The following is a 21,750-nucleotide window of genomic DNA, read 5'->3' on the forward strand; positions in this document are numbered from 1 at the left end:
GCATACCTCCAGGTGGTTCAGCGGCGCGGGTTCCCCGCGCTGGTCGTGGCCAACCCGCGGCGGGCCACGGGGTAGCGTCACCAGGTCGTGTCCCCGCGCCCGCCGAGGAGCCCTTCGTGTCCCTCCCCGCCACCCACCGCGAGGTCCGTCTGGCGGCCCTGCCCGACGGGGAGCTCACCCCCGGTCACTTCGAGGTCGTCACCGCCCCCGTCCCCACCCCCGGCCCCGGTCAGGTGCTGGTGCGCAACCGGCTGATGAGCGTGGCCGCCGTGATGCGCCCGCTCACGCTCGCCGACCCGGACGCCTTCGGCCTCCCCCAGCTGCTGCACAAGGCGGGCGAGGTGATGCGGGGCGCGGCCCTCGGCGAGGTGGTCCGGGCGCCGGGCACGGATCTCGCCCCCGGAACCCTGGTCCGCCACCGCGCGGGCTGGCGCGAGTACGCGGTCCTGAACACCCCCGAGGTCTCGCCCGTCGACCCCGAGGTGCTGCCGGACCCCGCCGCCCATCTCTCGCAGGGGTTCACCGCCTGGCTGGGGGTGGTGCGCGGGGCCGGGGTGCGGCGCGGCGACACGGTGTTCGTCACCGGCGCGGCGGGCGGAGTGGGCTCCCTGGCCGGGCAGTTCGCCCGGCTGCACGGCGCCGCGCGGGTCATCGGCTCCACCGGCTCCCGGCACAAGGCCGACCGGCTGACCCGGGAGCTGGGCTATGACGCGGTCGTCCTCCGGGACGCCGGATCGGTCGAGGAGCAGCTGCGCGCGGCCGCCCCCGACGGCATCGACGTCCTCTTCGACACCGTCGGCGGCGAACAGCTGCGGGCCGCCCTGGCGCTGGCCCGCCGCAACGCCCGGTTCGCCCTGGTCGGCGCGCTGGCCGCGCAGCTGTCCGACGACGCGCTGGCCCCGACCGCGATCAGCACCCTGGCCCTGATCACCCGGAGCGTCACGCTGCGCGGTATCAGCGCGGTCGACCACCAGGACGCCATGCCCGCGTATCTGAGCGAGTTCGGCCGGGCGCTGCGCGAGGGCGCGCTCAGCTACCCGTACACCCGGCTGACGGGGATCGACCGGGCGCCGGGCGCGCTGTGCGAACTGGTGGCGGGCCGCCACCTCGGGGCGGTGCTGGTGGAGCTGTAGGGCCAGGCCAGCCCGCGGCCGGGGGCCGCGCTCCCCGCGACCGCACGGTCCCGCCCCGGAGCGCCCCCCCGCGGAGCTGGTCCGCGGCCGTTCCGGATGGTTGGCTGAAAGCATGACATCGAAAGCGGTTGCGACGGCCACCCGGCGCGAACAGGCCGTACGGGCGGCCGTGGAGCAGCGGCTGCTGGGCCCGGACCAGCCCGTCGTCGGGCTGCTGGACGTGGCCGGGATCCGCTCCGCGGCCGCCGGGCTGCGCGCGGCCTTCGAGGAGGTCGTCGCGCCCGGCACCCCCATCCTGCACGCCTTCGCGGTCAAGGCCGCCGCGCTCGTCCCCGTCCTGCGGCTGCTGGCCGACGAGGGCCTGGGCTGCGAGGTGGCCAGCCCCGGCGAGCTGGCGCTGGCCCGCGCGGCGGGGGTGACGCCCGACCGGATCGTCCTGGACTCCCCCGCCAAGACCGCCGCGGAGCTGCGCGAGGCCCTTGACCTGGGCATCGCCGTCAACGCCGACAACCCCCAGGAGCTGGAGCGGCTCGACGCGCTGGTGGGGCACCGCGCGGCCCCGCCCTCGCCCCTGGGCCTGCGGGTCAACCCCCAGGTGGGCGGCGGCAGCATCGACGCGATGAGCACGGCCACCGCGACCTCCAAGTTCGGCATCGCCCTCCGGGACCCGGGGGCGCGCGCATGGGTCGTACGCGCCTTCGCCGAGCGCCCCTGGCTGACCCGGCTGCACGCACACGTGGGCTCCCAGGGCTGTCCGCTGGAGCTGATGGCGGCGGGCATACGGGCGGCCTACGAACTGGCCGAGGAGATCAACGAGGCGGCCGGCCGACAGCAGATCGACGCCCTCGACATCGGCGGCGGCCTCCCCGTGAACTTCACCTCCGACGAGATCACCCCCGGCTACCGGGAGTACGCCCAGCTACTGCGGGCCACCGTGCCGGGGCTCTTCGACGGGCGGTACAAGCTGGTGACCGAGTTCGGACGGTCCCTGCTCGCCAAGTCCGGCCTGGTGCTGGCCCGGGTCGAATACGCCAAGTCCGCGGGCGGCCGCCCGATCGCGGTCACCCACGCGGGCGCCCAGCTCGCCACCCGTACGGTCTTCGCCCCGGAGGCCTGGCCGCTGCGCGTCCTGGCCTACGACGCGGAGGGCCGCCCCAAGGCGGAGACCGGCGACGGCCCGGTCCCCCAGGACATCGCCGGTCCCTGCTGCTTCGCGGGCGACCTGGTCGCGCGCGACCGGCCACTGCCGGAGCTGGCGGCGGGCGACCTGGTCGCCCTGCTGGACACCGGCGCGTACTACTTCTCCAACCACTTCGCGTACAACAGCCTGCCCCGCCCGGGGATCTACGGCTTCGACGCGACGAGCACGGATGTGCGCTTCGCGACGGTACGGGAGCCGCAGACGGTGGCCGAGATCGTGGCCGAGAGCGGTGCGAAGCATGCGCTGGGTCTGAGCCGATTGCGGTAGCGCGCGGGGCGCCAGGCTGTGGGGCTCCCGGGTTGTGGGGCTCCCAGGCTGTGGGGCTCCGAAGTCCGCCGTACGAGTGGCGCTTTCGTCTGGGCTGGCGTTGATTGAGCATCGGGGCAGGTGGGGGCGGGCGCGGGCCACGTCGCCGACCACCGGCCGGTGGGGCGAAGCCCAGTGGCGGCCTCTGTGGCCTGGAGCCGGGGCCGTTGCCGGACTGCGGGCCCCTGTGGTCCGGCGACCATCGCAAGTCGCCGAAGAGCCAGCGTGTTCGGGAGGGCCGACGTCCCACTCCGTGCCCGGCGGCCCGGAGCCCGGCCGCCCATCCCCGGCCCGGTGGGGGTACCCCTTCCAAAAATGCTTGATCTGACGCAACTAATTTGTCAAACGTTTTCGAGAGGGGTACCCCAACCCCCCGCAGTCCGGATCGGCGCGAAGCCCCTGGCCGGAGGGGCGCCGCGACCGGGCCCGCCCCCACCGGCCGACCGCCGGCGACGGACCCCGGCCAGGGCACCCCCGCCCCCATGCTCAAAGGCGCCGAAGGCGCGAGACGGCGCCGCGCAACCCCACCGGGGCAACCCCCTCACGGGCGCCCCCTCAGGAGCACCCCTCAGCGCGCAGCAGCCGCAACCGCGCGAGAGCGCCGCGCCCCACCCGGCCCCGCGTCCCCGGCCACGATCCCCGTCGTCTGGTAGCCGTCCACCGCCTTGCCCGCGGGCCGCCCCCGGGAGACCCGTTCCGTACGGACCCACAGCAGCACGTCGTGCGCGCGCTCCCAGCGGCCCAGCCACAGCGCCTTGGCCCACAGTCCGGCGCCGAGCCCCGCCAGCAGCATCCCGCCCGCCGCCGGAACGGCGAAGGACGAGCCCGTCGCGGCGAGGAAAGCAAGCAGCAGCCACCACCGCAGGGCGCGCCGCCGGGTCCTTACGGTCACCGCGCGGTCCTGGAGGAAGACCGCCTTGCCCGCGCGCGAGGCGTCGCGCGCCAGCTCCAGATACCGCTTACGGCGCACCACGAACACCACGACCCCCGCGACCAGGAAGAGCGCCGCCCCGGCGAGCACTCCGATCCGGCGGCCGGTCAGCCCCGGCACCAGCGCCCCGATCCCCGCGGCCAGCACACCGGGCCACCACAGCCACCCCGCGGGAGCCCTCACGATCACCGCCACCCGTGCCAGCGCATACGCCCCGCGCCCCACGACCGACCTCCTCACCCGGGTGAATCCCGGAAGAAATCCCTGTCGAATCGAAGAATCCAATCGAGGAATCTAGCCAGGATGCCTGAGAATTCGGTGAGAGGAACGGGGGTTGGCACACAGAGCGCTGGCATACAGAGCGTTGGCGCACAGAGCGCTGGCACACACGGCGGCCCGGCCCCCGGCTCACTCCACGAACAGACCCCGCTCCGCCGCTTTCGCGTCGAACTCCTCCAACCGCGCCTGCGCGTCCGGCAGCGCGTCGCACATCGCCTCCAGCAGCACCCGCCCCAGCAGCATCGGCGCACACGCGGTGTCGAAGGCCAGGCCCGTGCCGACCGCCGCGGGCAGCAGCAGATCGCTGTGGCGGGCGACCGGGGCGAAGGCGCTGTCGGCGACGGTGACCACGGTCAGGCCCGCCTCCTGGGCGTACTCCAGACCCTCCACGACCTCGCGCGGATGCCGCGGCAGCGCGAAGCACAGCAGCGCCGTGGCGCCCGCCCGCTTCGCCGCGTCCACGCGGTCGTCGAGCATCGTGCCGCCCTCGTCGAGCAGCCGGACGTCCGGGTGGACCTTGCGCGCGAAGTAGCTGAAGCCGCGGGCCTGCGCGGAGGCGGCGCGCAGCCCGAGGACCGGCAGCGGACGGGACTCGGCGAGCAGCCGCCCGGCGCGGACGACGGGGGCGGGGTCGGCCAGCAGCGCGGCGAGATGGCGCAGATTGTCGATCTCGGACTGCACGGCCTGCTGGTACTCGTTGTAGGACCCCTCGTCCGCCGCCGGTTCGGCGGGCGCGACATCGCGCAGATGCTTGCGCAGCGCCGGATAGCCGTCGAAGCCGAGGGCGACCGCGAAGCGGGTCACGGACGGCTGGCTGACGCCCGCGAGCTCGGCCAGCTCGACGCTGGAGAGGAACGGCGCGTCCGCGGCCCGCCGCACCATGCAGTGGGCGATCCGCCGCTGGGTCGGGGTCAGCCGGTGGCCCTCGAAGAGCGCCTGAAGCCGGGCGGCGGTCGAGGCGCCGGAAGCGGCCGGGACGCCGGAGCCGACCGCCACGCCCGCCGACGCCACGGCGACTTCCTCGTCCACCGGCGTCATCCGCGCACCGCCCACCCCGTCGCTCACCCCGTGGTCCGTACTCATCACGTCCTCCTGACCCTCGTACCCTCGTCCCTCAGACCCCCGCCAGCCGGTCGAGCAGGCGCGCGGCCACCGCCACATCCTCCGTCAACGGCCGGTCCTCCATCCGGGGATCGAGCACTTCCGACGCCAGGGCGAAGGCCACACCGGCCGGGAGCTCCGGGTCCGGCTCAAGACCGCGCTGGCGCAACGCCCGTACGGCCGCCACGAGTTCACAGCCCAGCACCAGCCGGTAGTGGTCGGCCACGCGGAGCGTCTGGCGGGCGCCGAGCGAGGCGAAACTGGCTTGTTCCTCCACCCCGCGCGAGAGCACGGCGTGCCCCAGCGAGGCGGGGTGGGAGACCGCGCGCATCTCGCCGAGGGCCGCCCCCGCCGCGTATTCGAGGATCATCACGCCCGAGCTCGCGGGCGCGGCGTCGCCGAGGAAGGGGCGCAGCCGGGTGAAGTCGGGTTCGCTGAGCGCGGCGAGCCGGGCGGTGGAGAGCCGGGCGGTCTGGAGCGCGGCGAGCCGGAAGTGGTCCAGGGCGAGGGCGGTGTGCGCGGCGTAGAAGTTGCCGTGGTGGTAGGCGGCCTCGTCGGTGGAGCTGATCAGCGGGTTCTCGGCGGCGGCGTTGAACTCGACGGCCAGCACCCGCTCCAGCCCGTCCGCCGCGTCCAGCGCGGGTCCGTGGATCTGCGGCAGACAGCGGAAGCCGTACGGGTCCTGTATGCGGCCCAGCGGCGGAGTGGGCCGGGGCGGGGCGCCGAGCAGGGCGCGCATCCGCGCGGCGGCCGCGATGGAGCCGGGGTGCGGCCGGGACGCGTGGACGGGTTCGGCGTACGCCTCGTACGAGCCGCCGACCGCGATCAGCGAGAGCGCGGCCACGGCGAGCGAGGCGGACAGCAGCCGCCGCAGCTCGGCGAGGGCGAGCGCGGACTGGCCGAGGGTGAGGGCGTTGCTGCTGATGAGCGCCAGGGCGTCGTTGCTGTCGAGCGTGATGGGGTCGGGGGCGCGGCGGCCCGGGGTGGCCTCGGTGAGGTCCCAGGGGTGCTCGCCGACGAGCGCGAGACCGGTCTGGGCGAGCGCGGCGAGGTCCCCGGTGCCGACCGCGCCGTATTCGTTGACCACCGGGTGGGCGCCGCTGTCGAGGCCCTCGACGAGCGCGGTGACGACGGCGGGGCGCAGCCCGGCGCCACCCGCCAGCAGCTGATTGGCGCGTACGGCCATCATGGCGCGCACCTCGCGGCCGGGCAGTTGTGCGCCGATCGCCCCGGCGTGGCTGCGCAGCAGCCGCAGCCCGTGGTCGGAGTCGGACGGGCCGACGTCCTCGGTGCGGTTGGCGCCCACACCGGTGCTGCGCCCGTAGACGCGGCCGGTGGCCGCGAGCCGGTCCGCGGTCTCCCAGGCGCGCTCGGCCAGGGCGAGCGCGGTGGGGTCGGGCGCGGCGGGCCGGCTGAGCCGGTCGGCCAGACGTGCGACATCCACGACGCGTAGGCTCCGGCCGTCCAGCGTGATCCGCGGGCCGGCGCCGTCGGTGCCGTCGGCCGCCGCGTGATCAGCATCCAGCATGTGAGACAACATCCAGGGCAACCCCTTCCGAACGCGCCCTTTCTGGGTCAACCGCCCAGCACTCCGTCCACATCGCGAGCAAAAGTAACCGGTGATTAACGCAGACCTCTTGACTTCTATTCACTCGACTATGACTGTGCATGACTATATGCAGACCGGGCAAGGGGAAGCGGATGATCAGCTTCAAGGACGTCAGTAAGCACTACCCGAACGGCACCACAGCGGTGGATCGCCTCAATCTCGAACTCCCGGAAGGGGGCATCACCGTTCTTGTCGGCACCTCGGGCTGCGGCAAGACCACCACCCTCCGCATGGTCAACCGCATGGTCGAGCCGAGCAGCGGCACGGTGAGCGTGGGCGGGCGCGATGTCCTGCGAGCGGACGCCGCCGAGCTGCGGCGCGGCATCGGCTATGTGATCCAGCAGGCCGGGCTCTTCCCGCACCGCACGATCCTCGACAACATCGCCACCGTCCCGCTGCTGCTGGGCTGGGGCCGCCGCAAGGCGCGGGCCCGCGCCGCGGAGCTGCTGGAGCTGGTCGGGCTGCCCGCCGACTCCGGCAAGCGCTACCCGCACCAGCTCTCGGGCGGTCAGCAGCAGCGCGTCGGGGTCGCCCGCGCGCTGGCCGCCGATCCGCCGGTGCTGCTGATGGACGAGCCGTTCGGCGCGGTCGACCCGGTCGTACGGACCCAGCTCCAGAACGAGCTGCTGCGGCTCCAGAGCGAGCTGCGCAAGACGGTCGTCTTCGTCACCCACGACATCGACGAGGCGGTACGGCTCGGCGACCGCATCGCGATCTTCCGCACCGGCGGCCACCTCGTCCAGTGCGCACCCCCCGCCGAGCTGCTGGCGAGCCCCGCCGACGACTTCGTGGCGGGCTTCCTGGGCGCCGAGCGCGGGCTGAAGCTGCTCTCCCTGTCCACCCTCGCCGACGTGGCGCGTGAGCCCGCGCCCACCGACGGGCAGCGCTGGCGGCTGGTCACCTCCGAGCGCGGTGAGCCGCTGGGCTGGCGCGACACCGAGGGGCCGGAGGGCGACCGGGCCCCGCTGCTGCCGGTGCGCCCGCTGCGGGACGGCGACTCGCTGCTCACCGCCCTGGACGAGTCGCTGGCCTCCCCCGCCGGTCTGGTGGCCCGGGTGGACGCCGACGGGGTGCTCACCGGGGTCACCGGGCGCGACGCGATCCATGAGTACGCGGGGCAGCGCCATGCGGAGGCGGGCCGCGCGGCCGCCCTCAAGGACGCCGCCGAGGGCTCCGAGACCGCCGAGGACTCAGGAGCCGACGAGGACCCGAAGAGCTCCGACACGAGCGTGACCGCATGACCATCGACTGGGGCTGGTTCCCCGACCATCAGAGCACCCTGGTCACGCTCACCCTGGACCACCTCTCCACCGCCGTCCCCGCCGTCCTCTTCGGTCTGCTGATCGCGCTGCCGCTGGCCGTGGTCGCCCACCGGGTGCGGGCGCTGCGCGGACTCCTGCTCGGGCTCTCGAACATCCTGTTCACGATCCCCTCGATCGCGATCTTCGTCCTGCTGCTGCCGGTCACCGGCCTCACCCGCACCACCGCCATCACCGGCCTGACCATCTACACCCTGGTCGTGCTGTTGCGGAACACCGTCGAGGGGCTCGACAGCGTCCCCACCAAGGTCCGCGAGGCGTCCACCGCGATGGGCGCCCGTCCACTGCGCACCCTGCTCACCGTCGAGCTGCCGCTCGCCTTCCCGGTGATCATGGCGGGCGTACGGGTCGCCACGGTGATGGCGATATCGCTGGTCAGCGTGGCCAGCTACATCGGGTACGGCGGCCTCGGCCAGCTGTTCACCGACGGCTTCCAGCGCAACTACCCCACCCCCGTCGTGGCCGGAGTCGTCCTGTCCCTGGTACTGGCGCTGGTCGCGGACGCCGTGCTGGTCACCATCCAGTGGCTGTGCACCCCGTGGCTGAGGAGGCGTGCCTGACATGCTCGAACTACTCCAGAACCTCCTCCGCTGGCTGACCAGCGGCTCCCAGTGGTCCGGGCCCGACGGCATCGCGACCCGCCTGCTGGAACACGTCCAGTACTCGCTGCTGGCCACCCTGGTCGCCGCCGCCATCGCCCTCCCGGTCGGGCTGCTCATCGGGCACACCGGACGCGGCGCGTTCCTCGCCATCAACCTCTCCGGCTTCGGGCGGGCGCTGCCGACCGTCGGCCTGGTCACGCTGGTCTTCCTGGCCAGCGGGCTGAGCATGTGGCCGGTGTACGTCTCGCTGGTCGCCCTCGCGATCCCGGTGATCGTCACCAATACGTACGCGGGCATGGCCGCCGTGGACCCCGAGGTCAGGGACGCGGCACGGGGCCAGGGCATGCGCTGGTACCAGGTGCTGTTCCAGGTCGAGCTGCCGCTCGCGCTGCCGCTGATCATGACCGGGCTGCGGCTGGCCTGCGTCCAGGTCGTGGCCACCGCCACCATCGCCGCGTACGTCAGCTTCGGCGGGCTCGGCCGCTATGTCTTCGACGGGCTCGCCCAGCGCGATCTGGTGCAGGTGCTGGGCGGGGCGGTGCTGGTCGCCGTGCTGGCCATCGCCCTGGACCTGGCGCTGGCCGGAGTGCAGCGCCTGCTGTTCCGCAACCGCCCCCCGCGCGCCCACGCGCACTGAGCGCCGCCACCCGACTTCACCCCGAGGCGACTCAGCGCCCCACCGACTCAGCGACTTTCACTCCGATCCGAGGAGACGACCCCATGAACCGCAGGAAACTGCTCGGCGGCCTGCTCGCCGGCGCCTCCGTGCCCACGCTCGCCGCCTGTAGCGGAGGCGTCACCTCGCTCAAGGGCGACGGCGGCAGCGGCGGCTCGGGCGGCGGCAGCAGCCTGGGCGGGCTGGTCATCGGCACCGCCAACTTCACCGAGAACCAGCTGCTGGGCTACCTCTACGCCGAGGCGCTGAGCGGCGCGGGCATCAAGACCAGCGTGCGGCCCAACCTCGGCTCCCGAGAGATCGTCATACCCGCCCTCCAGCAGGGCGATATCGATCTGCTCCCCGAGTACCAGGGCAATCTGCTGCTCCACTTCGACGACAAGGCCCCCCAGACCGAGGCCGGCGACCTCCAGAACGCCCTCACCGTCGCCCTCCCCAGCGGCCTGGAGGCCCTGTCGTACGCGGCCGCCGAGGACAAGGACGTCTTCTGCGTCACCCGTGAGGCCGCCCGGAAGTACGGGCTGCGCAGCTTCGCCGACCTCGCCAAGCAGAACGGCAAGCTGGTCTTCGGCGGCCCGGCCGAGGACAAGAACCGGGTGGTCGGCCTGGTCGGCCTCAAGGACCGCTACGGCGTGACGTTCAAGGAGTTCAAGGCCCTCGACGCCTCCGGGCCCCTGGTCAAGGGCGCGTTGAAGAAGGGCGACGTGGACGTCGCCAACCTCTTCTCCACCGACCCCGACATCGAGGCCAACGACTGGGTGATCCTCGCCGACCCCAAGGCGCTCATCCCGGCCCAGCACATCGTGCCCGTGGTGCGCGCCGCCAAGGCCGACGCCAAGGTGCGCAAGGCCCTGGCCCGCCTCGGCGGTGCCCTCACCACCCGGGAACTGGCCCGGCTCAACAAGCTGGTGAGCAACGACAAGAAGGACCCGGACCGGGTCGCCGCCGACTGGGCCGCCAAGAACGGCCTCACCAAGAAGTAGCCGTAGGAGCACCCGTATGCCCGACTCCCCCGACGCGCTCGACTCCCTGGACTCCCTCGTCGAAAAGCGCTCGATCGACGTCGTCCCGGACGCGGAACGCCATGGCACCGCCTTCAGCCAGTTCACCCTGTGGCTCGGCGCCAACCTCCAGATCACCGCCGTCGTGACCGGCGCCCTGGCCGTCGTCTTCGGCGCCGCCGCCCTCTGGGCGATCATCGCCCTGCTGATCGGCAACCTGCTCGGCGGAGCCGTCATGGCGCTCCACTCCGCCCAGGGACCGCGGCTCGGCCTCCCCCAGATGATCTCCTCCCGAGCCCAGTTCGGGGTCCGGGGCGCGATCGTCCCGCTGCTGCTGGTCATCGTCATGTACGTGGGCTTCTTCGCCAGCGGCAGCGTGCTCGCGGGACAGGCGGTCGGCGAACTCACCCATCTCGGCGACACCACCGGGATCGTCCTCTTCGCCCTCGTCACCGCCGTGGCGGCGGCCGTCGGCTACCGCCTGATCCATACCCTGGGCCGGATCGCGGGCGTCGTCTGCGCCCTGGCCTTCGTCTATCTGGGCATCCGGCTGCTGGACCGCACCGACCTGTCCACCCTCCTCCACGACCGGACCTTCGACTTCCCGCTCTTCCTCCTCGCGGTGTCGCTGTCCGCCTCCTGGCAGCTCGCCTTCGGCCCGTACGTCGCCGACTACTCGCGCTATCTGCCGCGCGCCACCTCCGCGAAGGCCACCTTCTCCTGGACCCTCGCCGGCACCGTCCTGGGCTCCCAGTGGTCCATGACCTTCGGCGCCCTCGCGGCCGCCGCGGCCGGCCACGCCTTCGTCGGCCACGAGGTCTCGTACATCGTCGGCCTCGGCGGCGGCGCGGCCCTGATCACCTCGCTGCTCTACTTCGTCATCGCCCTCGGCAAGCTGACGATCAACGTCCTCAACACCTACGGCGGCTTCATGTCGATGGTGACCAGCGTCAGCGGCTTCCGCGGCCGCGCCACCCTCTCCCCGCGCGGCCGGGCCGCCTACATCGCAGGGATCATGGTCGCGGGCACGGCGGTCGCACTGCTCGGCAAGGACAGCTTCCTGTCCTCCTTCAAGGACTTCCTGCTGTTCCTGCTGACCTTCTTCACCCCGTGGAGCGCGATCAACCTCGTCGACTACTACGCCATCGCCAAGGAGCGCTACGACATCCCCGCCCTCAGCGACCCCAACGGCCGCTACGGCGCCTGGCGCTGGAAGGCGCTGTCCACCTACGCCCTCGGCGTCCTCGCCCAACTCCCCTTCCTGTCCACCGCCTTCTACACCGGCCCCTTCGTCGCCCCCCTGGGCGGCGCGGACATCTCCTGGCTCATCGGCCTCGCCGTCCCCGCCGCCGTCTACTGGCTCCTGGCCCACCGCGACACCGCCCACGTCCCGGACCGCATGATCCTCACCCCGGATCCGCCATCGGGCCGCCCGTACGTCACCGAATCCGGGTGAGGCGGCGGGACCCAGGGCCCGGGTCAGGCCGGGGGCAGGAGCTTCTTCTGGGGCTTGCCCATGGCGTTGCGGGGCAGGGCCTCCAGGAAGCGCACCTTGCGGGGACGCTTGTGGACGGAGAGCTGGGAGGCGACGAAGTCGATCAGCTCCTTCTCCCCGATGCCGTCGGCCACGACGTACGCGACGATCTCCTGGCCCAGATCCTCGTGCGGGGCACCGACGACGGCGGCCTCGCGGACGGCCGGGTGGTCCAGCAGGGCGTTCTCGACCTCGCCCGCGCCGATGCGGTAGCCGCCGGACTTGATCATGTCGGTGGAGGCGCGGCCCACGATGCGGTGGAAGCCGTCGGGGTCGATGGCGGCGATGTCGCCCGTGCGGAACCAGCCGTCCTCGGTGTACGAACCGGCCGTGGCCTCGGCCCGGTTGAGGTAGCCGTCGAAGAGGGTCGGGCCGGTGAGCTGGAGCTCACCGATCTCGGCGCCCTCCTCGGCGGCGATCCGGGTGCGGATGCCCGACAGCGGGGTGCCGACGTAGCCGGGGCGGCGCTCGCCGTCGGCCCGGGTGCTGATGGTGATGAGGGTCTCGGTCATGCCGTAGCGCTCGATGGGGCGCTGGCCGGTGAGCCGCTCCAACTCGCGGAAGACGGGGGCGGGCAGCGGGGCGCTGCCGGAGACCAGGAGCCGGGCGGAGGCCAGGGCGCGGGCGGAGTCCGGGTCCTGGACCACGCGGTTCCAGACGGTGGGGACGCCGAAGTAGAGGCTGCCGCCCGCCGCCGCGTACGCCGCCGGGGTCGGCTTGCCGGTGTGGACGAGGCGGCTGCCCACCCGCAGCGCGCCCAGCACGCCGAGCACCAGGCCGTGCACATGGAACAGGGGCAGCCCGTGGACCAGGGTGTCCTCCGGGGTCCAGGCCCAGGCCGCGGCGAGTCCGTCCAGGTCGGCGGCGACCGCCCGCCGGGAGATCAGCGCGCCCTTGGGCGCCCCCGTGGTGCCCGAGGTGTAGAGGATGAACGCCGTGGACTCCGGGTCCGGCTCCGCCTTCGTCCACGCCGCGCGCTCGGTCAGGTCCACCGGGACGGTCTCGACCGGGGCGTCCACGGCCTCCCCGGTGAGCAGCAGGGTGGCGCCCGAGTCCCGCAGTATGTGGTCGCGTTCGGCCGGGCCGGAGTCCGGCGGTACGGGCACCACCGGCACCCCGGCCAGCAGCGCGCCGACCACCGCGACCACCGTCTCCGGGGTCGCGGTCGCCCGGACCGCGACGACCGGCGCACCGGCGATACGAGCCGCCACCGCGCCCGCGGCACCGAGCAGTTCCTCGCGCGAGAGCGCGCGGCCGGCGACGCTCAGCGCGTCGGGGCGGTCGTCGCCGGGCGCGGCGAGGGACGTGAGGAGAGGTGCGGTCACGGAACTGACTCCTTCTGGGTTCGGGGGGCTGGGTTCGGGGGCTAGCCCTACCGACAAAGCGTCCCCGCGACCGTACCGTCCTTAAGCATGGACGCCCGTGACCCGGATCTGAAAAAGGAACTCGACGCGGCCCTCCAGACCCGTAAGGAGCTGGGTGCGGAGTACGAGTCGGAGCTGGTCGACTCCTTCATGGAGAAGGTCGAGCAGCGCTTCAACGATACGGCGGACCGCCATGTCCGCCGACAGCTGGCCGAACAGCAGATGGCGACGGCCCGCGGCAGCCGCCCGTACGCCACCGGCGCGCCCGCGGACCAGGCCCACGGCCTGGGCCTCGGCGAGCGCTTCGCCTTCGTCGGGGTCTCCCTGGTGCTGGCCATCCCGCTGTCGGCCATCGGCGTCGTGAACGAGGGTCTGCCCGGTCTGCTGATCACCTGGGCCGGAATCTTCGGCGTCAACGCGGTCCACGCCATGGGGGCCTTCTCCTGGCTCCGCCGAGGCCGCGGGCAGGAAGCGGGCAGGGATTAGCAGAACCGGCAGGGAGTGGAAGAAACAGCGGGGACTGGAAAAGTCTGCGCGGGGACCGCCGCACCCCGGTGGCAAGCCACCGAGGGCGGGACGACGGCGGTCCCCGCGGGGACGCGGGCCGGGTCAGGGCCGGAATTCCGCGTCCAGGCGACGATGGAGGTCCGGGAGCCGCTCCGGAGGTCCTGCCGCCTCATCTCGGGTGTCGGTGTCGTCCTTCCGACGCCCACTAATCTGCCGGAGCCGTGTTAACCCTGTGCTGCGGGCGCGTGACACGTTCGTACCACTTGCCCGAAGGGGGAGTTGGAACCCTTACGGGCCCTCACTTCGGGCCGGCTGCCAGGTACGCCAGCAGGTCCTGCCGGCTCACCACACCCTTGGGCTTGCCCTCCACCAGCACGATCGCCGCGTCCGCCGCGCCCAGCACCGCCATCAGGTCCTCGACCGGCTCACCCGAGCCGACATGCGGCAGCGGCGGGCTCATGTGCTTCTCCAGCGGGTCGGTCAGCTCCGCGCGCTTCGCGAACAGGGCGTCCAGCAGCTCGCGTTCCACCACCGAGCCGATGACCTCGGCGGCCATCACATCGGGGTGCCCGGCGCCCGGCTTGACGATCGGCATCTGCGAGACGCCGTACTCCCGCAGTACGTCGATGGCCTCGCCCACCGTCTCTTCCGGGTGCATATGGACCAGCGAGGGCAGTCCGCCCTCCTTGCCCTGGAGCACATCGCCGACCCGCACCGAGGGGCCGTCCTCCTCGAGGAAGCCGTAGTCGGCCATCCACTCATCGTTGAAGATCTTGGAGAGATAGCCGCGGCCGCTGTCGGGCAGCAGCACGACCACCACGTCGTCCGGGCCGAGCCGCTCGGCGACCTTCAGGGCGCCCACGACGGCCATCCCGCAGGAGCCGCCGACCAGCAGCCCCTCCTCCTTGGCCAGCCGCCGCGTCATCTGGAAGGCGTCCTTGTCGGAGACGGCGACGATCTCGTCCGCGACGGTCTGGTCGTACGCGGTCGGCCAGAAGTCCTCGCCGACGCCCTCGATCAGATACGGGCGGCCGGAGCCGCCGGAGTAGACCGAGCCCTCGGGGTCGGCGCCGATCACCTGGACGCGGCCCTCGCTGGCCTCCTTCAGATAGCGGCCGGTGCCGGAGATCGTGCCGCCGGTGCCGACGCCCGCCACGAAGTGGGTGATCCTGCCCTCGGTCTGCTCCCACAGCTCGGGGCCGGTGGTCTCGTAGTGGGAGAGCGGGTTGTTCGGGTTGCTGTACTGGTCGGGCTTCCAGGCGCCCGGCGTCTCGCGGACCAGCCGGTCGGAGACGTTGTAGTACGAGTCGGGGTGCTCGGGGTCCACCGCGGTGGGGCAGACCACGACCTCGGCGCCGTAGGCCCGCAACACGTTGATCTTGTCCGTGGACACCTTGTCCGGGCAGACGAAGACGCACTTGTAGCCCTTGCGCTGGGCGACCATGGCGAGGCCCACACCGGTGTTGCCGGAGGTCGGCTCCACGATGGTGCCGCCCGGCTTCAGCTCACCGGAGCGCTCGGCGGCCTCTATCATCCGGACCGCGATCCGGTCCTTCACCGAGCCGCCGGGATTGAAGTATTCGACCTTGGCCAGGACGGTCGCCCGGATGCCTTCGGTCACGGTGTTGAGCTTCACCAGCGGGGTGTTGCCGACCAGCTCAATCATCGATTCGTAGTACTGCACACCTGCTCCTGGTCCGGTTCCGCGGGATCTCCGCGTCGGGGCGGCCGCCGTCGCGGGGCCTCGCTGTCAGCTTATTGCGCGCTGCCGCCCTCCGACCGGCGCGTTGGGACGAAGCCTGCACGGGGCAACAAGCTGTTAGCAAGGCGTACAAAGGAGAAGGAAGCGCGTGCGCGTGCGGACGGAGGTGGGCTGGACCCATGTCGATGTCGAGGGCGAGGGTGGCGCGGCGGATCGCCGCCGCGGCGGCGTACGGGGGCGGCGGGATCGGGCTGCTGGGCGGGGTGACCGCCGTGCTGGTGCTCACCGAGGTGTCCCATGCGAAGCGGGTCGTGGGCGGATCGGACGATCCGCCTCCGCGTGCGGACGGGCGATATGGCTTCGCCTTCGCCCGCAGGACCGGCCAGCCACCACTGCGGCTGGCCTTTCTCGGCGACTCAACGGCCGCCGGACAGGGCGTCCACCGCCCTAGTCAGACACCGGGCGCGCTGCTCGCCTCGGGGCTGGCGGCGGTCGCGGAGCGCCCGGTGGACCTGCGGAACGTGGCGCTGCCGGGGGCGCAGTCCAGCGATCTGGAGCGCCAGGTCACGCTGGTGCTGGAGGATCCGGACCTGCTCCCCGACGTATGCGTGATCATGATCGGGGCCAATGACGTCACCCGGCGGATGCCGCCCGCCAAGTCGGTCCGGCTGCTGTCGGACGCGGTGCGCAGACTGCGCGAGACGGGCTGCGAGGTGATCGTGGGCACCTGTCCCGACCTCGGCACGATCGAGCCCGTCTATCAGCCGCTGCGCTGGATCGCGCGGCGGCTGAGCCGGCAGTTGGCCGCCGCGCAGACGATCGGGGTGGTGGAACAGGGCGGGCGCACGGTCTCGCTGGGCGATCTGCTGGGCCCGGAGTTCGCGGCGAATCCGCGGGAGCTGTTCGGCCCGGACAACTACCACCCCTCGGCGGAGGGGTACGCCACGGCCGCGATGGCCGTTCTGCCGACCCTGTGCGACTCGCTGGGCCTGTGGCCCGAGGAGGCGCCGGAGATGCTCGACGAGGGCATCCTGCCGGTCGCCACGGCGGCGGCCGAGGCGGCCGCGGAGGGCGGTACGGAGGTCACCGCGGCCCGCGGCCCCTGGGCCCGTCTGCTGCGCCGCCAGGGCCCCGCCAAGAAGGAGCCCGCGGCCGTCTCCGGCTCCCCCGACGCCCCGTCCCCGACGTCGCCGCCCCCTTCGGGCTGCTGAGGCCCCGCCGGGGCGCGCCTGGAGCCCGCGCCCCGGGTCGGCCGGGGCCGCCCGCCCCTTCCGGCGCGGGCTGACCCGCTTCTTCCGGTGCGGGCTGACCCGCCCGTACCGGCGCGGGTTGATCTGCTCGGTCAGGTGCGGCTTTCGTCTCGCGCCTTCGGCGCCATTGAGCAGCGGGGCAGGGGGGACGGGGCGCGGGATGCGCCGCCGGGCGCCGGGCCGATGGTGGTGGCCGCCGAAGGCGCGAGACGGCGCCGCGCCCGAGGCGAGCCGCGCAGCCCAGACCCCGCACACGGAAAGGGCGCACCCGGGGCGAACCCCGGCTCGCTGAGCGTACGCTTGGAAAAAAGAGTCCGGTGTCACAGCCCGCACCCCGTGACCCTGCCGATACGTACGGGTAACTTCCCTCGCAGTCCCGCCCGCACCCCGCCCCCATGGAGCCGTGATGCCCGAAGCAGTGATCGTCTCTGCCGCCCGTTCTCCCATCGGCCGCGCCTTCAAGGGCTCGCTCAAGGATCTGAGGCCGGACGACCTCACGGCCGAGATCATCCAAGCCGCGCTCGCCAAGGTCCCCGAGCTCGACCCCCGCGAGATCGACGACCTGATGCTCGGCTGCGGGCTCCCGGGCGGTGAGCAGGGGCACAACCTGGGGCGGATCGTGGCCGTGCAGATGGGGATGGACCACCTCCCCGGCTGTACGATCACCCGCTACTGCTCCTCCTCCCTCCAGACCTCGCGGATGGCGCTGCACGCCATCAAGGCGGGCGAGGGCGACGTCTTCATCTCGGCGGGCGTCGAAATGGTCTCGCGGTCGAAGAAGGGCACCTCGGACGGGCTGCCGGACACCCACAACCCGGTGTTCGCGGAGGCCGAGGCCCGTACGGCCGCGCGCGCCGAGCAGGTGGGCTCCGACTGGCACGACCCGCGCGAGACCGTATCCGACAGCGGCTCCGCCGCGGGCCTCCTGCCCGACCCGTACATCGCGATGGGCCAGACCGCGGAGAACCTGGCCCGGCTCAAGGGGGTCACCCGCGAGGAGATGGACGAGTTCGGCGTGCGGTCCCAGAACCTCGCCGAGGAGGCCATCAAGAAGGGCTTCTGGGAGCGTGAGATCACCCCGGTGACCACCCCCGACGGCACGGTCGTCAGCCAGGACGACGGCCCCCGCGCGGGCACCACCCTGGAGGCCGTGCAGGGCCTGAAGCCGGTCTTCCGCCCCGACGGCCGGATCACCGCGGGCAACTGCTGCCCGCTCAACGACGGCGCCGCGGCGCTGGTGATCATGTCCGACACCAAGGCGCGGGAGCTGGGCGTGACCCCGTTGGCCCGGATCGTGTCGACCGGTGTCACCGGCCTCTCCCCCGAGATCATGGGCTACGGCCCGGTCGAGGCGTCCAAGCAGGCGCTGACCCGCGCCGGGATGTCGATCGGCGACATCGACCTGGTCGAGATCAACGAGGCGTTCGCCGCGCAGGTCATCCCGTCCTACCGCGATCTGGGCATCGACCTGGACCGTCTCAATGTCAACGGCGGCGCGATCGCCGTGGGCCACCCCTTCGGCATGACCGGCGCCCGGATCACCGGCACGCTGATCAATTCGCTTCAGTTCCACGACAAGCAGTTCGGCCTGGAGACCATGTGCGTCGGTGGTGGCCAGGGCATGGCCATGGTCATCGAGCGCCTGAGCTAGGCGGTGCCTGGCGGCTTGTGCCGCCTGCGGCGGGCTCCGCCCCGGGCCCCGGGGTCCAGGCGCGACACGTCTGCCACACTGGTTCGGCCCGGGCCGTGACCGAATCTCCCCCAGGATGTGACAAAGGTCCTGGGGGAGCGGTGTCTGCCCAGCTCAGCACCGGTTACCAAAGGCCCGCCCGGTACCGAATTCTGCCCATTTGGTGATGGTATGCACTGACGTCGAGAGGCGATAAGCCTCAAGCTGAGGTAGGAATTCGGGGGATCTACAGCCAACCGGGAGTACGTCAGTGAGCCCCACGAGTCTTGTCCTCCTCCTGGCCGCGGTGACCGCCACGGCCGTAGGGTCGGCCGCCCTGCACACCGCGCGCGGTGTGCGCCGGCAGATCAGTGAGCTGCGCGCCGAGCTCGCGGCCACCGTCGCCGCCGGTTCCCGGACGGGCGGCGACGGCGGAGGCGGCGGCGCGGAGGGCGGCGCGACGGTGCCCGCGCCCCGCGCCACCCCGGCCGCCGAGATACGCGCGGCCGTCGCCGACGCGCTGGCCGAGGAGCGGGAGCGCGAGCTGGCCGAGGCGCGGGCGTTCTGGGCCGCCCAGGAGGCCAGGGACTCCGCCGGAGCGGCCGATGCCCACTCGCTGCTGAGCGGGCCGGGCGGCTTCGAGGACCCCTCCCAGGACGCGCAGCTCTTCGTGCCCCGCCAGGCCGACCTGGCCGGGCTCGAACCGCTGCTCGGGCTGGACGCGCTGGGCCCCGAGGCCATGGACTCCGGCGGGGACCAGGAGCCCGAGGTCGAGTCCGAGGTGGAGCTGGAGCTGGGCGCCGGGGCGGAGGCGGAGCCCGCGGCCGAGCCGCGGGAGTCGGCCGAGCTGGCGGCGGCCCGCCGTCGCCATCCGTCCCACCCCGACTTCACCCCGTCGTCACCGGTCGCCGACCACGACCGTACGGTGACCCGGCTGACCGAGCTGGCCGACGCCCGCACCCCGCTGTCCGATGTGCGGCCCGGCCCCCTCGGCACCCTCGATGTCTACGTCTTCGCCGACGGCACCACGATCTGTATGACCCCGGGCCACCGGGAGACCGCCGAGCGGCTGGCGGACGCGCTGCGCGAGGGCACCGCCCCGGTGCTGCTGGGCGGCTCGGGCGTCTCCGGTGCTTATGCGCTCACGTTCGGTTGCGGCGAGGAGAACGTGTACATCCTCGCCGACCGCGTCATCGCCTCGCTGTAGCGACCCGGTCATCGCCGCGCCGTAGCCGACCGCGTCATCACCTCGCCGTAACTCACGGTAAGCGGCGCTCAGACGCCGCAGCGCCCCGCCGCCTCCGCCACGAGCGCCACCGCCTCGGCGGCCCCCACCCCCCGCGCCGCATCGCCGCCCCCGGCGCCCCCCGGCGCACGCTCCAGCGCGTGCACCAAGTCATGCCCGGCCACCGCCACCTGGTCGGCGACCACGAACAGCCCCGCGTCCGGCATGATCCGCGGCGGGGTTCCCGGCTCCTCGAGCCGCTGGGCGCGCACCGACAATTCCCTAGCCAGGGCCAGTCCTTCGGCGGCCGCGCCCGCGCGCAGCCGGGACTGCGGAAGGGCGCGCAACCGGTCGGCGAGCCGGTCGACGGCGGCCAGGAGGGGGGAGACATCATCCACGCTCCGAGCGTATGCGCCACTGAGGGACTGTTGCCAACGGGCGAACACTCAGGCACGGTGAGCTGAAGGAAACCCGGGCCAGCGACCCGGGTCCGGCATGGAAGCGTCCGGAGGCGCCGATGTCCCAAATCTTCTCCGACGAGACTCACCGGAACCTACTCTCCCGCATCCCCCAGTGCACGGGCCGTGAAGTCGCCGACTGGCTGCGCACGGTCGACGAGGGCCCCGCTTTCTTCCGATTCGAGGAGAAGGTCAGCTGGCTGCGCGGCGAGCACCAGCTCGCCTACGGCCATGCGAAGGCCATCATCCATGAACACGACTTGAGGCGTGCGGCACGCAAGCTGCTGTAGCCGCTGCCCGGAGGCAGAAGCGTGTATGACAGACCCACCGAACGGAGCGGCTTAAGCCGCATAGCAAGAAGGGCCCGCGGAGGTCTTCCCCTCCGCGGGCCCTTCTACGCGCTAGGTGACGTCGACGTACGCGACGCTCAGGGCTAATCCCTGAAGATCGAGATCAGCCGGAGCAGCTCCAGGTAGATCCACACCAGCGAGAGCGTCAGCCCGAAGGCGGCCAGCCAGGACTCCTCGCGCGGAGCGCCGTACCGGACGCCGTCCTCGACCTGCTTGAAGTCCATCGCCAGGAACGCCGCGCCGAGCACGACGCCGACGAGGCCGAAGACGATGCCGAGGCCACCGCTGCGGAAGCCGAGACCGTCCCCGCCGCCGAAGGCGGCGAACAGCAGGTTGACCGCCATCAGCAGGATGAAGCCGATGGCGGCGGCGAGCACAAAGCGCTGGAATCGCGCGTTCACCCGGATGAGCCGGGTCTTGTACGCGACGAGCACACCGACGAACACGGCCATCGTGCCGAGCACGGCCTGCATCGGGATGCCGGACCAGCGATCGTTGTACACCTGGCTGATGACGCCGAGGAAGAGGCCCTCGAAGAGGGCGTAACCCAGGATCAGCGCGGGCGAGGCCGTGCGCTTGAACGACTGGACGAGGCCGAGCACCAGCGCCACGAGCGCGGCACCGAAGCCCACGCCCACCGGAAGCTGCGCGATCCACGCGACCGCGGCGGCGACGATGACGGTGCCGAGGGTCATACCGGTGCGCATGACGACGTCGTCCATCGTCATCCGGCCGGTTTGCGGCGGGCCCGCCGGCGGCGCGCCGTACATCTGCTGTAGCTGTTCGGGGGTCAGATTCTGCTGGTCGCCCGCCGCATAGGGGTTCGTGGGCGCCTGTGTCTGCGCGTACGGGTTACCGCCCGCGTACGGGTTGGCCTGACCGGCGGCGGGACTCCCGGCCTGCGGCGCCGCGCCGAAACCGGCGTAGCCGCCGCTGCGGCTGAACCCCCGTCGCGAGAAGACCGGGTTGCTGCTCCTCATCTCACTCCTCCGTGGCCGCCGGGCGCGACCTTGACTCAAGAGTAATGGGTAAGCAAAGAAAGCACCCTAGTGCCCAAGGAGGATCTTTTCACGCAGGAAGAGGCAGCGCGAGGCCCCTGCGGGCCCCGCGCACGCACTTGGGGCGACCATCCACACACGCTGAGTGCGCCCACCGGATCTGAAGGTGCCCGGAACCGGACTTGAACCGGTACGCCCGCGAGGGGCAGCGAGGTTTAAGCTCGCCGTGTCTGCATTCCACCATCCGGGCAGCGGTTCCCCCTGGGCCGCACGGTGCGCATACGGCCCTCCCCTGAAGAGAGCAGCACGAGCCTATCCGGGGACATGCCCCCGCACAGTGAATCCTCGACCCGAGGTTGTCTTATTTTATTGGCAACTGAGGGTGCATCAGCAGCGGGGCGGGGTACCCAAAGATGCCGACGGCCATTGGACCTGCCGATATGCCCTGAACCCGCATTAACTGGGGATTGACGCAATCTCGACGCCGCGGACGGGGCGCCCTCTCCTCCTCAAGGAGGACTCCCCCGGCACCAGC

At 72.5% G+C, this 21,750-nt stretch carries 19 protein-coding genes and 1 tRNA gene; 12 read left to right on the forward strand and 8 right to left on the reverse strand.

Going from position 1 to position 21,750, the window contains the following annotated elements:
* Window positions 1–116 precede the first annotated feature (116 nt).
* Both ACJX2R_RS22565 and ACJX2R_RS22570 read left to right on the forward strand, forming a co-directional pair.
* Complete coding sequence (locus ACJX2R_RS22565) at window positions 117–1,133, forward strand: MDR family NADP-dependent oxidoreductase (protein WP_413101602.1); 1,017 nt, start codon at window positions 117–119, stop codon at window positions 1,131–1,133.
* A 112-nt stretch (window positions 1,134–1,245) separates the two neighbouring features.
* Complete coding sequence (locus ACJX2R_RS22570) at window positions 1,246–2,601, forward strand: diaminopimelate decarboxylase (protein ID WP_413101603.1); 1,356 nt, start codon at window positions 1,246–1,248, stop codon at window positions 2,599–2,601.
* 607 nt (window positions 2,602–3,208) lie between these two features.
* Here the strand turns inward: ACJX2R_RS22570 and ACJX2R_RS22575 are convergent.
* The 3 genes from ACJX2R_RS22575 to ACJX2R_RS22585 all read right to left on the reverse strand — a co-directional run bounded on the left by ACJX2R_RS22575 (window position 3,209) and on the right by ACJX2R_RS22585 (window position 6,491).
* Window positions 3,209–3,796 carry a hypothetical protein gene (locus ACJX2R_RS22575; protein WP_413101604.1) on the reverse strand — a complete coding sequence of 196 codons (588 nt, stop codon included), beginning with the start codon at window positions 3,794–3,796 and terminating at the stop codon, window positions 3,209–3,211.
* Between the two features lie 183 nt (window positions 3,797–3,979).
* Window positions 3,980–4,933, reverse strand: coding sequence for a MurR/RpiR family transcriptional regulator (locus ACJX2R_RS22580; RefSeq protein ID WP_413101605.1), 954 nt, complete (start codon window positions 4,931–4,933; stop codon window positions 3,980–3,982).
* A gap of 31 nt (window positions 4,934–4,964) precedes the next feature.
* A complete protein-coding gene (locus ACJX2R_RS22585) occupies window positions 4,965–6,491 on the reverse strand; it encodes an aromatic amino acid ammonia-lyase (protein ID WP_413101606.1) in 1,527 nt (508 codons plus the stop codon).
* A 161-nt stretch (window positions 6,492–6,652) separates the two neighbouring features.
* On the opposite strand from ACJX2R_RS22585, the gene ACJX2R_RS22590 reads away from it, so the two are divergent.
* From ACJX2R_RS22590 to ACJX2R_RS22610, 5 genes are all read left to right on the forward strand, one after another.
* The gene (locus ACJX2R_RS22590) at window positions 6,653–7,801 is read left to right on the forward strand and encodes an ABC transporter ATP-binding protein (protein ID WP_413101607.1); all 1,149 of its coding nucleotides are present in this window, start codon (window positions 6,653–6,655) and stop codon (window positions 7,799–7,801) included.
* Window positions 7,798–8,439: an ABC transporter permease gene (locus tag ACJX2R_RS22595; protein WP_413101608.1), complete on the forward strand. Its 642-nt coding sequence runs from the start codon at window positions 7,798–7,800 to the stop codon at window positions 8,437–8,439. Before ACJX2R_RS22590 ends, ACJX2R_RS22595 begins: the two co-directional genes overlap by 4 nt.
* A gap of 1 nt (window position 8,440) precedes the next feature.
* Complete coding sequence (locus ACJX2R_RS22600) at window positions 8,441–9,118, forward strand: ABC transporter permease (protein WP_137978279.1); 678 nt, start codon at window positions 8,441–8,443, stop codon at window positions 9,116–9,118.
* An 83-nt stretch (window positions 9,119–9,201) separates the two neighbouring features.
* On the forward strand, window positions 9,202–10,140 hold the full coding sequence (locus ACJX2R_RS22605) for an ABC transporter substrate-binding protein (RefSeq protein WP_413101609.1): 939 nt from the start codon (window positions 9,202–9,204) through the stop codon (window positions 10,138–10,140).
* A gap of 16 nt (window positions 10,141–10,156) precedes the next feature.
* Window positions 10,157–11,614 (forward strand): purine-cytosine permease family protein, encoded by a 1,458-nt coding sequence (locus ACJX2R_RS22610; protein WP_413101610.1) that lies wholly within the window; start codon window positions 10,157–10,159, stop codon window positions 11,612–11,614.
* 23 nt (window positions 11,615–11,637) lie between these two features.
* On the opposite strand, the gene ACJX2R_RS22615 is transcribed toward ACJX2R_RS22610, so the two are convergent.
* On the reverse strand, window positions 11,638–13,017 hold the full coding sequence (locus ACJX2R_RS22615; RefSeq protein ID WP_413101611.1) for an acyl-CoA synthetase: 1,380 nt from the start codon (window positions 13,015–13,017) through the stop codon (window positions 11,638–11,640).
* An 87-nt stretch (window positions 13,018–13,104) separates the two neighbouring features.
* Here ACJX2R_RS22615 and ACJX2R_RS22620 point away from each other — a divergent pair, with 87 nt between their 5' ends.
* Window positions 13,105–13,542, forward strand: coding sequence for a hypothetical protein (locus ACJX2R_RS22620; protein WP_413101612.1), 438 nt, complete (start codon window positions 13,105–13,107; stop codon window positions 13,540–13,542).
* 319 nt (window positions 13,543–13,861) lie between these two features.
* Here ACJX2R_RS22620 and ACJX2R_RS22625 read toward each other — a convergent pair whose 3' ends face one another.
* The gene (locus ACJX2R_RS22625) at window positions 13,862–15,247 is read right to left on the reverse strand and encodes a cystathionine beta-synthase (RefSeq protein WP_413101613.1); all 1,386 of its coding nucleotides are present in this window, start codon (window positions 15,245–15,247) and stop codon (window positions 13,862–13,864) included.
* 197 nt (window positions 15,248–15,444) lie between these two features.
* Here ACJX2R_RS22625 and ACJX2R_RS22630 point away from each other — a divergent pair, with 197 nt between their 5' ends.
* The 3 genes from ACJX2R_RS22630 (at window position 15,445) to ACJX2R_RS22640 (ending at window position 19,391) form a co-directional block, all read left to right on the forward strand.
* The gene (locus tag ACJX2R_RS22630; RefSeq protein WP_413101614.1) at window positions 15,445–16,476 is read left to right on the forward strand and encodes an SGNH/GDSL hydrolase family protein; all 1,032 of its coding nucleotides are present in this window, start codon (window positions 15,445–15,447) and stop codon (window positions 16,474–16,476) included.
* Window positions 16,477–16,921: 445 nt separating this feature from the next.
* Window positions 16,922–18,166: an acetyl-CoA C-acetyltransferase gene (locus tag ACJX2R_RS22635; protein WP_413101615.1), complete on the forward strand. Its 1,245-nt coding sequence runs from the start codon at window positions 16,922–16,924 to the stop codon at window positions 18,164–18,166.
* Window positions 18,167–18,455: 289 nt separating this feature from the next.
* Window positions 18,456–19,391, forward strand: coding sequence for a hypothetical protein (locus ACJX2R_RS22640; RefSeq protein WP_413101616.1), 936 nt, complete (start codon window positions 18,456–18,458; stop codon window positions 19,389–19,391).
* A gap of 68 nt (window positions 19,392–19,459) precedes the next feature.
* On the opposite strand, the gene ACJX2R_RS22645 is transcribed toward ACJX2R_RS22640, so the two are convergent.
* Window positions 19,460–19,807, reverse strand: coding sequence for a hypothetical protein (locus ACJX2R_RS22645; RefSeq protein WP_413101617.1), 348 nt, complete (start codon window positions 19,805–19,807; stop codon window positions 19,460–19,462).
* Window positions 19,808–19,926: 119 nt separating this feature from the next.
* Between ACJX2R_RS22645 and ACJX2R_RS22650 the strand changes: the two genes are divergently transcribed.
* Window positions 19,927–20,157, forward strand: a complete 231-nt coding sequence (locus tag ACJX2R_RS22650) for a DUF4287 domain-containing protein (RefSeq protein WP_037954490.1) — start codon at window positions 19,927–19,929, stop codon at window positions 20,155–20,157.
* Window positions 20,158–20,300: 143 nt separating this feature from the next.
* Here ACJX2R_RS22650 and ACJX2R_RS22655 read toward each other — a convergent pair whose 3' ends face one another.
* A complete protein-coding gene (locus tag ACJX2R_RS22655) occupies window positions 20,301–21,197 on the reverse strand; it encodes a Bax inhibitor-1/YccA family membrane protein (protein ID WP_413101618.1) in 897 nt (298 codons plus the stop codon).
* A 185-nt stretch (window positions 21,198–21,382) separates the two neighbouring features.
* Window positions 21,383–21,465: transfer RNA gene (locus ACJX2R_RS22660), tRNA-Leu, on the reverse strand.
* Window positions 21,466–21,750 lie beyond the last annotated feature (285 nt).

Source organism: Streptomyces sp. Inha503, from assembly GCF_047215865.1.
Lineage (GTDB): Bacteria > Actinomycetota > Actinomycetes > Streptomycetales > Streptomycetaceae > Streptomyces > Streptomyces lycopersici.